Here is a 13,448-nt window from a genome sequence, read left to right as displayed (position 1 = left end):
CTCACTTTACAACCTTCTCGATAAAATTCCGAATAGAAGACAAGCCATCTGGCGTTCCAATGCTCTCTGGATGGTACTGGAAGCCATAAATCGGTAGGTTTTTATGTTGAATCCCCATGATGGCTTGATCATCAGTAGAACGAGCTGTCACTTCAAAGTCTTCTGGCATTTCCTCAATCAAAATACTGTGATAACGCATGACCGCACGACCATCCTCGATACCTTGATACAAAACAGATGGCGCTTCAAAGCTGATATTGCTCTGTTTCCCATGCATGACTTTTGGAGCCAAACCTAACTTACCACCAAAGACTTCTGCAATGGCTTGGTGCCCCAAACAAATTCCAAGAATCGGCTTCTTGCCAGCAAAGTCACGAATCATGTCTTCCATCTTTCCAGCATCAACTGGCCAACCAGGACCAGGAGAAAAGACCAGACCATCTGCTTTTTCAGCTTCTTCATACAGCTTGGGATCATCATTTCTCAAAACCTGAACTTCTGCAAAATTCCCAATGTATTGGGCCAAGTTATAGGTAAAAGAATCATAGTTGTCAATCAATAAAATCATGGTCTTAGTTCTCCAATTCTAGTCATAGATTTTGCTTTGTTAATGGTTTCTTGGTATTCGTTTTGGGCGATGGAGTCATAGACAATCCCTGCCCCAGCCTGCACATAGGCTGTTTGATTTTTGAGAATCATCGTTCGGATGGCAATGGCAAAGTCCATATCACCCGTCGCAGACAAGTAGCCGATTGCTCCTGCGTATACGCCCCGTTTTTCCGTTTCCAGTTCATAGATGCGTCTCATCGCTCGAATCTTTGGTGCTCCTGAAACTGTTCCAGCTGGAAGTGTTGCTTTCAAAGCATCCATGGCAGTGAGTTCTGGAAGCAAACGCCCCTTGACCACGCTGGTCAAATGCATGACATAACGGAAAAGCTCCACTTCCATATACTTAGTGACTTGGACACTGGCCGTTTCAGAGATGCGACCAATATCGTTACGTCCCAAGTCTACTAACATTCGATGCTCTGCTGTTTCCTTCTCATCCGAAAGCAGGTCTGTCGCCAAAGCCTTGTCTTCTTCATCCGTAGCTCCTCTTGGTCGCGTACCTGCAATCGGATTGGTTGTCACGATGCCATTTTTAACTGAAACCAAACTTTCTGGACTGGCACCGATGATTTGATAATCCCCAAAATCATAGAAATAAAGGTAATTAGAAGGATTAGTCACGCGGAGATTTCTGTAGAAGTCAAATGGATTTCCAGTAACTTCTGCTGAGAAACGCTGGCTGAGTACACATTGGAACATATCGCCATTACGAATCAAGTCACGAGCTGTTTCCACCATTTCCTCAAACTTCTGAGGAGCGATATGGGGTTTGAAGTCTAACGGAGATAGATCCAAGTCTTCAAATTCATTTGGAGCAGGAATGCGTAATTCCTCAAGCACTTGGTTTAAGGCTTTTTCCAAGTCTTCTTGACTTCGCTCACTATAGAGAGTATCCTCGATGACATGGATTTTCTCCTTCTTGTGGTCAAAGACCATGTAACTCTCATAAACGAAGAAATGCATGTCTGGCGTTCCAATTGTATCTTCAGGAATTTGACCAATTTCTTCATAAAGCGAAATCATATCGTAACCAACAAAACCAATTGCCCCACCACCAAAAGGTAGATCTGAATGGTGCTGACTCTTATGAGTCACTTCATAAAGGAAATCCAAGGGATCCCGATCAATCACTTGCCCATTTTGATAGAGAACTCCATTTTCAAACTTAATCTCAAAAACTGGATTATAAGCTAAGATAGAAAAACGAGCTGTTTCCTTGTCTCTCGGAATACTCTCTAAGATAACCTTGTGTTGCCCCTTTAGGCGCATATAAGCCAAGATTGGTGATAAGACATCTCCATGAATGATTCGTTCCATTGTAATTTCCCTTTCAGTTCTACTTCTAGTCCGTGGCGACTGTATGAAAAATCCCCACGCAAAACAACTTGCGTGAGGACGAAATTCGCGGTGCCACCTCAATTATAGGATTTCTCCTATCTCTCATTCCTGTCTCAGATACCTCCTGTAACAGGCTGTGCGATAAAGGGCACTCCCTTGAGAATTATGTTTTCTTCTCTCGTTTCAGATGGACCCAACCTTACAGTTTTCTCTGCTTGTTTCCAGCAACCACAAGCTCTCTGTGAGAGAAAGGACTGTAATTTTTCCATCTATTATTTTTTAGCTTCTAGGTAGTCTGCAATCGCAGCTACGTCCTTGTCTCCACGACCAGAGACATTGATGATGATAATGTCGTCTTTACTTAGTTTCGGTGCACGTTTAACTGCTTCTGCGATAGCGTGTGAGCTTTCAATCGCTGGGATAATCCCTTCAGTCTTGCTGAGAAGGAGGAGAGCCTGAACAGCTTCTTCATCCGTCGCAGCCACATATTCCACGCGACCTGAATCTTTGAAGTAGGCGTGTTCTGGGCCAACCCCTGGATAGTCCAATCCAGCTGAGATAGAGTAAACTGGAGCCAGCTCTCCATCTTCCTTAAAGACTGCATAAGTCTTCATGCCATCAACAATTCCGATACTACCTTTTGTCATAGTAGCTGCGTGCTTGTCTGTATCAAGTCCGTAACCAGCAGCTTCAACCCCAACCAATTTAACTTCTTCATCAGCCACATACTGAGAAAAAGCACCGATGGCATTAGAGCCACCACCTACACAGGCAATAACGTAGTCTGGTAAACGACCTTCTTTTTCTAAGATTTGACGGCGAGATTCTTCACTGATGACCTTTTGGAACTCATGAACAATGGTTGGATATGGGTGAGGTCCCACAGCAGATCCCAGAACATAAAAGGCTTCAAGGTCATTCATCCATGCTCCAAAGGCTGCATCAACAGCATCTTTGAGGGTACGAGTCCCTGTTTCAACTGCGTGAACAGTTGCTCCCATCATCTCCATACGGAAAACATTGAGACGTTGGCGTTCCACATCTTCTGCCCCCATGTAGACATCACAAGCCATACCAAACTTAGCTGCAGTTGCCGCCGTCGCAACCCCGTGCTGACCAGCTCCTGTTTCCGCAATCACTCGTTTTTTGCCCATGCGTTTAGCAAGAAGAATTTGTCCTAAAACGTTATTGAGTTTGTGAGAACCAAGATGGTTAAGGTCTTCGCGCTTGAGATAAATCTTAGCGCCACCTAAGTGCTCTGTCAAACTTTCTGCAAAATAGAGCGGTGTTTCTCGACCTGAATAATCCTTCAAGTAATGGCGAAATTCTGCCAAAAACTCTGGATCATCCTTATACTTGTCAAATGTCACTTCCAACTCATCCAACAAAGCCTGAATCGGCTCCGGTACAAAACTACCACCAAATTGTCCAAAATAACCTTTAGTTGTCATAATTTTTTCCTCATTTTGTATTGATTTCAAGATATGAAAAAAGCCCACACACAGAATTAAATTCCGTGTGAGGGCGTTGGTAACGCGGTGCCACCTCAATTATAAAGGGACTATTCCCCTTTACATCTCTGCCTTGTCTAACAACAAGTTGCACTGTAAGGTGTGCGCACCGAATTTTCATTGTTTCAAATTCATTTTTTAAATCAGCCCACTTTCACTACTTCCAACCACCTGTTCACAATCACCACAGGCTCCCTGAAGATTAAAAATAGTTACTTTTCTGATTTGTTGAACTCATTTTAATACTTTGTTTTTTCTTTGTCAAGACTTTTTTACGATTTTTTTGAAAGATGTGTGATTCGAATGTGATAATGTCTTTAGTAAATCGAACGTGAAAATGTCCCACTTGTTAGAAATTGGATCCAACTCAATAGAAACTGAATAGATGCTAAACAGAACTTACTTTAGAACACTCCATCTTTTCCATTAGGATTTTCAAGAATTAAACAATACTAGAAACTCTGTCTCCTAACAAGTTTAGTAGAAACTTCAACAGATGTGACACTTTCCCCCTTTATAATTGCTAATACCCCTTCAATCATTTCTTGAGCTAATTTAACATAATTAGGAGAAATTGTAGATAAAGCTGGAGTGTAATATTGAGAAATTGGAATATTGTCAAATCCGATTATTGAAATATCATCAGGAATAGTAATTTCCTTCTCATAGCAAGCACGAATCAATCCCTGTACTTTCTCATCCCCGGATACAAAAACCAAATCAGGATAATTTTGATTAGATAGATGTCTTGTAGCATATGAATAAACCGAATCTATTGTAGTTAGACCATATACAACTTTCAAATCCATTTCATAGTTTTTATCATTTAAAAAAGCACGAACCCCTCTCTCTCGATCCATATTAACAAGGGATTCTCCTCCCATAAGCAACCACATACTATTAATGTTTTCTTTTGATACTAATTTCATCATGTCATAAGTGGCCTGAAAATTGTTGTTAGAAACATACACAACATTAGGTGTTCTAGATTCTCCAAAAACTATGAATGGAATTTTATTCTTTTGTAAGTAATTAATCCGAATATCTTCTTTACTTTCATAAAATACTATTACACCATCTATCAAACTTCCTGTACTCGAGATTATTGAATTACTAATTGTATCCTCTTCACTAAAATATTCAACAATAGCGTTAACACCATACTCTTTACAAGTTTGTAAAACTTTATCTAATAAAGTTTGGAACCAAATTAAAGGAAAAGAGTCGATTTTTTTTACAGAAATCAATATATTTATAGCTTCTTTTTTAGTTAAATTTCTTGCATATGCATTTGGAATATACGACAATTCTTCTATAACTTTTTGAATCGCTTGATAAGTTTCTTCTTTAACATTTACTCCACCATTAATAACTCGTGAAACTGTTTTTGGAGAAAAACCTGATAAACGTGCAATATCATAAATAGTTACCTTTTTCCCATTTATATTTTTCATTTCAGTCCTCCATTACGAACATTCTAATATTACTATACAATATTTAATTTTTTTTAACAAGAGAATTTAGTAAATTATTTAAGATCAACAAATCCACAAAATTAATTTTACAAATATTCTTCCCCTTCAAAAAAGTTTAAATTGCATTTCACACCTTTATTTTTAAGAATGTTTCCAACTTCACGACAAATAAATTCATATGAGAAAAAACTCCCATAAAATTCTAGATTAACTTTTTCAGTAAAATTTGTAGGATTTATAAAAACATATAATAGCCTGTCAATGTAACATTCTAACATAGAGTTAATTTTTTCTTTAAAAATAACATTTGTTATCAACTCATCAGGAGGTAAATGAAAGGCAAACACCATTTCACAAATATCATAAAAAGAAATAAATTTGTATACTTGTATCAAACAATTATTATCAAAATATTCTATTTTACCTAAATCAAAATAGATTTTATAATCTTTCATAAAAACCTCTGAGCAAAAATCTACTCAAAAATTAGATGATTAAAACATTTAAAAAACAAAAGGACAAAAACATCTGTCCCTTTGTTTACTAAATTTCAGCTAATTTCTTCGACATAAATAACACCTACAATATTAGCAATTTCTTCCATCAAACGAAGATGTTCAAATCTTCCTGATAATTCCAGAGTAATAAATGACGCGATTTTTTTTTCTGGAACATCAAAATATTCAATTCTTTCTGAATTAACATCTCCAAATGCAGTTCTAGAATCAGTCATTCTAATGCCATTCTCAGCACAGTATACTAGTACCCGATTATATGCCTCTGTAGATCTAACAACGATATACAATTCGATTATCTTTGAACGACTTTGAAGATATTTTTTTAAAGGTTGGAACATAGTTATAACACTCCAAACAGAAATTGCTCCTAGTACGGCTCCTTCATAAAAACCAACACCTATAGCTAGACCGATTCCAGCTGAAGCCCATATTCCGGCTGCAGTTGTTAAACCAGTTATTTTCTTTTTATCTGTAATAAGTATTGTTCCAGCCCCAAGAAAACCAACACCTGATATAACTTGCGCACCTAAGCGTGTAGGATCTCCTGTACCAAATTTATAAGATACATACTCATTAGTCATCATAATTAAACATGCAGCCAGACAAACAATACTATGTGTACGAATACCTGCTGGTTGAGATTTACTTCCTCTCTCTAAACCAATTACACCACCAATAACTAATGAAAGTACAATTCTTAATACAATTTCGATATATGATAGTCCTAAGCTTGTTGCCTGCATTATTATTTCCTTTTTCTACTAGCTGGTCTCTGAGTAAAGTATAATACAGAACCAGAAATTATCATTAATACAATAGTATAAACGAACACAAGTGCTTGAGCATTTGAAGTTGCTGTTTCATCACCTGCTGAACGAATAGTTATACCCAGCGGTTGAGCTAATGGATGGTAAAGAAATACAGATAAGTCGAAGTCAGTTAATAAAGAGTTAAAGTTTAAAGCAATAACAGAGAGAACAACCGGTAAAATAAATGGAATGATAACCTTCATCATAGTATAAAAAGGTGAAGCACCCATACTTCTTGCTGCATCTTCCATCTCATCATCAACACTAAATAAAATAGCACGTACCATTCTATAAGAAAATGGGATTTTTACAACTATATATGCAATAAGTAGAATTACCAAACTACCTACCAAAATCTGATTCAAGACAAGAAATTGTGGCTGATTAAAAGTAAATAATAAACTTACTGCTAAAAGTGTACTTGGTAGTAACCAAGGAAGTAGAGCACCATATTCAAATAAGAAATCAAAGCGAGATTTATGTTTTCTGACAACTCGAGCAAATACAACTGCGAGAATTGTTGCTGTTGTCGCAGCGATAATAGAATAAATAAAGCTGACCAAGAATGGAGAGAATGCCGCACTATTACTAAAGAATAAGCGATAATTTTCTAAAGTAAAGTTTGATAATGTTAAGTTACCTGTTTGAATTGCAACTGGATCTGTAAATGAGTATAATACTATAAAAATTAGTGGAAGCATGAAAACTGTAAACAATCCATATGCTACAATGTGAGCAATGATATTCCAAGGCTTAGATGCAATTTTTTGTTTTTTAAGAGGCGCTTTAGTCTTAGAGATAGAAATATAATTTCCACCTTTTTCTATCTTATTCATGATAGTAAGCAAAATTGTAGTTGCAATACCTAAAATAATTGCAAGTAAGGCAGCTAAATCACGAGAATTCCCCATCCCTGCAAATGTAATAATCATTGGATTTATAGTTTGAAATCCTTTACCACCAACAATCATGGGTGCTGCTACTGCAGATAAACCACTAAGAAAAACCATAATAGTAAGTGCAAATAGAGTTGGAATTAAGGTTGGTAACACTACTTTTCGGAAAACAGTAAATGGTTTTGCTCCCATATTTCGTGCAGCCTCAATAGTGTGATAGTCAACGCTTCGAATTGTATTTGTTAAAAACAATGTATGATTAGCAGTTCCTGAAAATGTCATAATGAATAAGACTGCACCATACCCAATAAACCAGTTAGGGTCTAAAGAAGGGATAACATTTTGTAAAAATTTTGTTATCAATCCATAAGGACCATAGACAAATTTATATCCAGTCGCTAAAACCACTCCTCCATAAATTAAAGAGGTCATATAGCCTAATTTTAAAATTTTAGCACCTTTAATATCAAAGTACTCTGTAAATAGAACACAAAGAATACCTACGACATTAACTGTAATAATGAGTGAAAATGCTAACTTAAAACTGTTCATAATACTCTGAAGTGCCCTCTCAGATTTTAGAACACGATGTACAGCTTCAAGGGAAAATTCTCCTCCTTTTACAAATACATTCACTACTAGATCAAAGTTTGGATAAATAATAAATGTTACTAGGAACCAGATTAACCCTAAACGAATAAGCCAATCTTTTAAATTTAATTTATGACGCATACTGCACCTCCTTAAAATTGCAGAACGTCTGATGGTGTGATAAATAAGTCCACACTTTCTCCGACAGATCTAATAGCAGCCTGACTATCAATACTTGTTACATTAAGAATCTGACTTTCAGAAACTTTTATTGTATAGTGAATTGTAACTCCAGAAAACTCAACATCAATAATTGTCCCTTTTAGAATGAAATCTTGTTCAGTTTCACGATTGAATCGAACTTTCTCTAATCGAATGTATCCTTTTTTATCTTCTAAGAAAACGCTTGCATTTTTCAGTAATACTTCGTGGACTGTTTCATCGGTCAAAACATTAATATCGCCAATAAAATCACATACAAATTCAGTTTGAGAATTATGATAAATCTCTACAGGTGTACCGACCTGTTCGATGTATCCATTGTTAAAGACTGCAATTCTATCAGATAAAGTTAAGGCTTCCTCTTGATCATGAGTAACATATAAAGTAGTAATACCTAACTCTTTTTGAAGTCTTTTCAGCTCTTTTCTCAAATCTACACGTAATTTTGCGTCAAGGTTTGACAATGGTTCATCTAGACAAAGAATTTTAGGTTCAAGAACCAGAGCACGAGCCAATGCTACCCTTTGTTGTTGACCCCCAGATAATTCTGATACATTACGCTGTAACTGTTGATCAGAGATCTTAATTTTTGCTGCTACTGCTGATACTTTAGCTTTAATAACATCTGGAGCTACCTTCTTAACTTTTAAACCAAATGCAATATTATCAAAAACAGTCATAGTTGGAAATAGCGCATAAGATTGAAATACAATACCAATTCCACGCTTTTCAGGTTCCAAATGAGTGACATCTGTTCCATTAACTTCAATACTTCCTGATGATGGATCTAGAAAACCTACCAATGCTCTCAAAGTAGTTGATTTACCACATCCTGAAGGCCCAAGAAATGTAAAAAATTCCCCTTCATGTATATCTAAATTCAGATTATCAATTGCAACAAAATCACCATATTTAATTTGAATATTATCAAATTTAATCATCTCACTAACTCCCTCTATTACTAAACCAAAAGCCTCTCTTTATTTCTTCCATAAATTTAGAAATAATAGAGAGACTTGGACATAAAAATTAACTCTTATTTCTTATTGTACGTATTCTAATTCAGCTTTTTCTACCCATTCATCCAAATGCTTTCCAACAGCTTCCCAGTCAATATTTTGTGGTTTCACTTGATCAACAAATTTCTTAGTATCTTCTGGTAGATCTTTGAGGGCATCTTTATTTGCAGGAATAGATCCAAAGTTCTTACTATATTCTACTTGAATTTCTGATTGACCAAACCAATCAATAAATTCTTTAGCTAACGCTTGTTTTTTACTAGTGCTTAAAACCATAGTTTGTTCAGTTACAAATGGTACACCAATCTCAGGAGTCATAACTTTGAAAACAACATTTTGTTCTTTTTGTCCAACTAATGCACCAGAACCCCACATCATTCCATATTGTATTGGATCTTCTTTGTCTAACATCTTAACAATTGAACTTTCTCCCTTTTGAAGAGTGTATGCATTTTTCAAATATTCTTTTGCTACTTCCCAACCTTTTTCGGAAACACCTAATTCACCTTTATCATCAAGGTATCGAACTAAGATACTTGCTAGAATTGCACGTCCTGTACCACCTTGAAGACCAGAAATTGAATATTTACCTTTATACTTACTACCTAATTCTGTCCAATCTTTAGGCATTTCTTTTACATCAGGCGCCCCAATTAAAACTAATGGTTGAACAATCACAGGATTATAATAATTATCTTTATCTGATAAAGATTGATCAATTTTATCTAACCATTTAGGCTTGTACTGTACTAGTAATTTTTGATCTCTAATTTTATTTGAATCAACAGCACCAATTCCAAATACCATATCTGCAACTGCATTATTCTTCTCAGCAATAACACGGTCTGCTAATTGAGCGCCAGGGATATCAACCATTTTGATATTAAAACCAGCTTCTTTTGCTTTAGCAGTTAACCAATCACCACGACCATTTGAGACTGAGTTCGAATAGATTACTAATTCTTGACTTTTATCAGCTTTTTCTTCAGATGAAGAAGCAGTCGTAGAATTTGAACCTCCAGAGCAAGCAGCAAGTGTAGTAAGAGCAACTCCCGTTGCAAGTACAGTAGACCAAACTTTCATTTTTTTCATGATAAGTTCTCCTTTTTTATTATTTTATTTAAATTTTTCGTGATATGGAACAAATTGTCTCATATCTTCAAATACAGTATAGTCAATACGGTTTACAGTAATAGTTGGAATCTTCTCTAATAAAATTTCAGTTAATTCTGCTCTGACTTTAGTAAACTCTTCTTCCTCCTGTTCGGTTAAAGGAATCCGAAGATATCCAATTGAAATATGGAATTGATATCTATCATGATTAGGGAAACGAACACCTGCTTTTTCTGAGACATAAGTACGAATTTCTTCTAATCTCTTTGCAGAAGCTTCATCTGCAGGTTCAACTAATATGTTTTGTTTTCCCATTTCAGTTACACGCATATGAATTTCTTCATCCAACAATGGAAAAATTTCAAGTTGTTTAGCAAAGTAATCATGTATTTCCTGTAAAGGTGTATCTAGAGGAAGATTACTGCTCCAAAACTCCGTTTCACGATTTTCATGGCACAACAATTCAATTACAGTCATGTGAATAGAATTCCTTGGAGTTAAAGTAAACTTATCGATAAATGGTAATTCTCTATAACGTGATTGAATAATATCAACAACTTCCATCAAATCTTGTTTAGTATAAAGATTTGCTACAACTGTATTCCCAGGGAAATGATTAAATTCCCCATTCTCTTTGAACTTAATTTTTGTTAAGTTTTTCATATAAAGACCTTCTTTTTTATATTTGACATCGGTGTCATCTTGTTTACATTATACAATGAAACCGTTTCCTTTGTCAAGCGCTTTCAAACATTTTTTTAAAAAAATTTATCTTTCATTAAATATGCATTTCATTAAAAGGTTAAGTAATTTTTCCAAAATACAGCACTCATATAAACAGTATCATCAATTATAGCCATTGGGATTTTTTGATTGCCAATTCCATGTATCTCTACACATGTCTTCAATTGATTTTGTTGTCCTCCAATTTAATTCCTTATATGCTTTGTCTGCATTTGCATAACAAGTTGCAACGTCTCCTGAACGTCTTGGAACTATTTTATAAGGAATAGGGATCTTATTAACACTTTCAAATGTATTTACAAGTTGTAATACACTAGTGCCTTCTCCCGAGCCTAGGTTATAGATATAAACATCTGTTTTTTCAGATACTTTTTCTAAAGCTTTTATATGTCCTATTGCTAAATCTACTACATGGATATAATCGCGAACACCAGTACCATCTACCGTATCATAATCATCTCCAAAAACACTTAGCTCTGGTCGCTTACCTACCGCTACTTGTGCAATAAAAGGCATTAAGTTGTTAGGAATGCCTGATGGATCTTCTCCAATCAACCCCGACTCATGAGCACCAATCGGATTGAAATAACGAAGCAACGCAATACTCCACTCTGAATCTGCTACATGAACATCTTTTAAAATTTGTTCAAGCATCACTTTTGTGTACCCATACGGATTCGTTGCACTTGTCGGCATCGTCTCAATAAGGGGAGACTGATTGTGAACGCCGTATACAGTCGCACTCGATGAAAATACAATCTTTTTAACATTAAACTCTGACATCACTTCAACAAGAGCTAATGTGCTCATAATATTATTTTCGTAATACATTACAGGCTTTTGCACGGATTCGCCGACAGCTTTGTATCCTGCAAAATGAATTGCAGCCTCAATAGATTCTTGTTCAAAAACTTTTCTCAATCCTTGTTTATCACAAACATCTAATTCGTAAAACGCAGGACGTTGCCCTGTAATTGCTTCAATACGATCTAATACTAAAATGCTTGAGTTTGAAAGGTTGTCGACAATAACGACTTCCTTACCTAAATTTAGTAATTCTACTACGGTATGGCTACCAATATAACCAGCTCCGCCTGTTACCAATATTGCCATTTTTACTTCCTCCTAATTAATTCCAACCGATTTAACAAATCTCATAAATGCTTCTTGTCCGGTTTGAGTATTCTTATAAACACCTGCATCTTCGAGAACTCTCGCAAATACTTGCCCTACTTCATGTTGAACTACGCTATGAACCTCTTCTTTATTAATGCGAGGATATTTTTCTTTCAATTGGTCGGCCCATTCTAAATGATAATCCGCAATTGCGTTATCCTCTCCTAAAAGATATTTTCCAACTTCTTCTAACTCTGGTTTCAAACGAGGTGGTAATATCGCAAGTCCCATCACTTCGATTAACCCGATATTTTCCTTTTTAATATGTTGTACATCTTGATGAGGATGGAAAACACCATCTGGGTATTGTTCAGTAGTATGATTATCTCTTAGAACAATATCTAATTCATATCTCCCGTCCACTTTACGAGCAATAGGAGTCACCGTATGGTGTGGGACATCTTCAGTCATAGCAATGATGTCTACTTCTAAATCTGAATATTCTCTCCACTTATTTAGAATTTTATTAGCTAAATCTAACAATCGATTTTTATTTTCACTTTGTAACCTAATTACTGACATTGGCCATTTTACAATACCAGCATTAACATCCTCAAAGTCTTTAAAACGAAATTCACTCTCAAATTTTGCTTTTTCCATTGGGAAAATATGTTTCCCTCCCTGGTAGTGGTTATGACTAAGAATGGAGCCTCCTGAGATAGGAAGATCAGAATTTGAACCAGCAAAATATCCTGGCAAAATATCAACAATCTCCAATAATTGTTCAAATGTTTTAGAGGTAATAGCCATTGGTACATGTTGACTATTTAAAAATATCGCATGCTCATTAAAATATGAGTAGGGAGAATACTGGAATCCCCATACTTCGTCACCAAGTTTCAACCGAATAATTCTATGATTCGAACGTGCTGGATAATTTATTCGCCCCTGATATCCTTCATTTTCCATACATAGTAAACATTTGGGATAATTAGTTGCTTTTACTAATTTTTCAGCAGCAATTGTTTTTGGATCTTTTTCGGGTTTTGACAAATTTATCGTAATCTCTAGCTCTCCGTATTTAGTTGATGATCGAAACTCAATATTCTTAGCAATAGCAGAAGTTTTAATATAATCACTATCTTTACTTAACTTATAAAACTCTTCAACTGCTTCTTGAGGTGATATATCATATGAACTCCAAAAAATATCATTTAATCGACTAGGTAAAGGAACTATGAAATTCATTAACTCTGCTCCTAAACATTCCTTTTCCTCGATTAAATCTTTAATTTTACCGTTTTTTAAGGCGATTTCCACTAAGTAATCTTTTATTTGTTTCAGGTCATTTTCATCGGAAATGCGATCAGTTTCCTCCTCACCTATTAACGCTAGTACTCTATTTTTCACATATATTTTGTCAATTTCATTATACATTCCGTATTCAATTACTCTATCAACAAAATTATCAATAATTGTTTTCATAT

Annotated in this window: 12 protein-coding genes and 2 other annotated features; all 12 genes read right to left on the bottom strand. The window is 35.5% G+C overall.

Going from position 1 to position 13,448, the window contains the following annotated elements; all coding sequences use genetic code 11:
* Position 1: 1 nt before the first annotated feature.
* The 12 genes from HMPREF1048_RS04505 to galT all read right to left on the bottom strand — a co-directional run bounded on the left by HMPREF1048_RS04505 (position 2) and on the right by galT (position 13,446).
* Positions 2-568 (bottom strand): aminodeoxychorismate/anthranilate synthase component II, encoded by a 567-nt coding sequence (locus HMPREF1048_RS04505; protein WP_000601909.1) that lies wholly within the window; start codon positions 566-568, stop codon positions 2-4.
* Positions 565-1,926, bottom strand: a complete 1,362-nt coding sequence (gene trpE, locus HMPREF1048_RS04500; protein ID WP_000439649.1) for an anthranilate synthase component I — start codon at positions 1,924-1,926, stop codon at positions 565-567. The genes HMPREF1048_RS04505 and trpE overlap by 4 nt, the downstream gene beginning before the upstream one ends.
* A 71-nt stretch (positions 1,927-1,997) precedes the next feature.
* Positions 1,998-2,223: a binding site (T-box leader), on the bottom strand.
* Positions 2,220-3,401 (bottom strand): tryptophan synthase subunit beta, encoded by a 1,182-nt coding sequence (gene trpB, locus HMPREF1048_RS0102120; RefSeq protein WP_100207705.1) that lies wholly within the window; start codon positions 3,399-3,401, stop codon positions 2,220-2,222. (Overlaps the previous feature by 4 nt.)
* A 63-nt stretch (positions 3,402-3,464) precedes the next feature.
* Positions 3,465-3,690, bottom strand: a binding site (T-box leader).
* A gap of 220 nt (positions 3,691-3,910) precedes the next feature.
* Positions 3,911-4,912, bottom strand: a complete 1,002-nt coding sequence (locus HMPREF1048_RS04490; protein WP_000789953.1) for a LacI family DNA-binding transcriptional regulator — start codon at positions 4,910-4,912, stop codon at positions 3,911-3,913.
* Positions 4,913-5,019: 107 nt separating this feature from the next.
* Positions 5,020-5,388, bottom strand: coding sequence for a hypothetical protein (locus HMPREF1048_RS0102115; RefSeq protein WP_000656298.1), 369 nt, complete (start codon positions 5,386-5,388; stop codon positions 5,020-5,022).
* A gap of 95 nt (positions 5,389-5,483) precedes the next feature.
* A complete protein-coding gene (locus tag HMPREF1048_RS04485) occupies positions 5,484-6,194 on the bottom strand; it encodes an MgtC/SapB family protein (protein ID WP_001149045.1) in 711 nt (236 codons plus the stop codon).
* Between the two features lie 2 nt (positions 6,195-6,196).
* Positions 6,197-7,888: an ABC transporter permease gene (locus HMPREF1048_RS04480; RefSeq protein WP_001216191.1), complete on the bottom strand. Its 1,692-nt coding sequence runs from the start codon at positions 7,886-7,888 to the stop codon at positions 6,197-6,199.
* Between the two features lie 11 nt (positions 7,889-7,899).
* Entirely contained in the window at positions 7,900-8,910 is a 1,011-nt protein-coding gene (locus HMPREF1048_RS04475) for an ABC transporter ATP-binding protein (protein WP_000589137.1), read from the bottom strand.
* 102 nt (positions 8,911-9,012) lie between these two features.
* Positions 9,013-10,080, bottom strand: coding sequence for an extracellular solute-binding protein (locus HMPREF1048_RS04470; RefSeq protein WP_000738377.1), 1,068 nt, complete (start codon positions 10,078-10,080; stop codon positions 9,013-9,015).
* Positions 10,081-10,104: 24 nt separating this feature from the next.
* The gene (locus HMPREF1048_RS04465; protein WP_000793813.1) at positions 10,105-10,764 is read right to left on the bottom strand and encodes a DUF1868 domain-containing protein; all 660 of its coding nucleotides are present in this window, start codon (positions 10,762-10,764) and stop codon (positions 10,105-10,107) included.
* A gap of 183 nt (positions 10,765-10,947) precedes the next feature.
* Positions 10,948-11,958, bottom strand: a complete 1,011-nt coding sequence (gene galE / locus HMPREF1048_RS04460) for a UDP-glucose 4-epimerase GalE (protein ID WP_000996573.1) — start codon at positions 11,956-11,958, stop codon at positions 10,948-10,950.
* 12 nt (positions 11,959-11,970) lie between these two features.
* A complete protein-coding gene (gene galT / locus HMPREF1048_RS04455; protein ID WP_000848793.1) occupies positions 11,971-13,446 on the bottom strand; it encodes a UDP-glucose--hexose-1-phosphate uridylyltransferase in 1,476 nt (491 codons plus the stop codon).
* Between the last annotated feature and the right edge of the window lie 2 nt (positions 13,447-13,448).

The sequence above is a fragment of the Streptococcus mitis SK575 genome (assembly GCF_000257865.1).
Taxonomy (GTDB): Bacteria; Bacillota; Bacilli; order Lactobacillales; family Streptococcaceae; genus Streptococcus; species Streptococcus mitis_CQ.
This window is presented reverse-complemented; position numbering and strand designations above follow the sequence as displayed.

Bases quoted from the DNA above. Each gene is read 5' to 3' on its own strand.
- HMPREF1048_RS04505 (WP_000601909.1), bottom strand. From the start codon at position 568: ATGATTTTATTGATTGACAACTATGATTCTTTTACCTATAACTTGGCC.
- trpE (WP_000439649.1), bottom strand. From the start codon at position 1,926: ATGGAACGAATCATTCATGGAGATGTCTTATCACCAATCTTGGCTTAT.
- HMPREF1048_RS04490 (WP_000789953.1), bottom strand. From the start codon at position 4,912: ATGAAAAATATAAATGGGAAAAAGGTAACTATTTATGATATTGCACGT.
- HMPREF1048_RS0102115 (WP_000656298.1), bottom strand. From the start codon at position 5,388: ATGAAAGATTATAAAATCTATTTTGATTTAGGTAAAATAGAATATTTT.
- HMPREF1048_RS04485 (WP_001149045.1), bottom strand. From the start codon at position 6,194: ATGCAGGCAACAAGCTTAGGACTATCATATATCGAAATTGTATTAAGA.
- HMPREF1048_RS04480 (WP_001216191.1), bottom strand. From the start codon at position 7,888: ATGCGTCATAAATTAAATTTAAAAGATTGGCTTATTCGTTTAGGGTTA.
- HMPREF1048_RS04475 (WP_000589137.1), bottom strand. From the start codon at position 8,910: ATGATTAAATTTGATAATATTCAAATTAAATATGGTGATTTTGTTGCA.
- HMPREF1048_RS04470 (WP_000738377.1), bottom strand. From the start codon at position 10,080: ATGAAAAAAATGAAAGTTTGGTCTACTGTACTTGCAACGGGAGTTGCT.
- HMPREF1048_RS04465 (WP_000793813.1), bottom strand. From the start codon at position 10,764: ATGAAAAACTTAACAAAAATTAAGTTCAAAGAGAATGGGGAATTTAAT.
- galE (WP_000996573.1), bottom strand. From the start codon at position 11,958: ATGGCAATATTGGTAACAGGCGGAGCTGGTTATATTGGTAGCCATACC.
- galT (WP_000848793.1), bottom strand. From the start codon at position 13,446: ATGAAAACAATTATTGATAATTTTGTTGATAGAGTAATTGAATACGGA.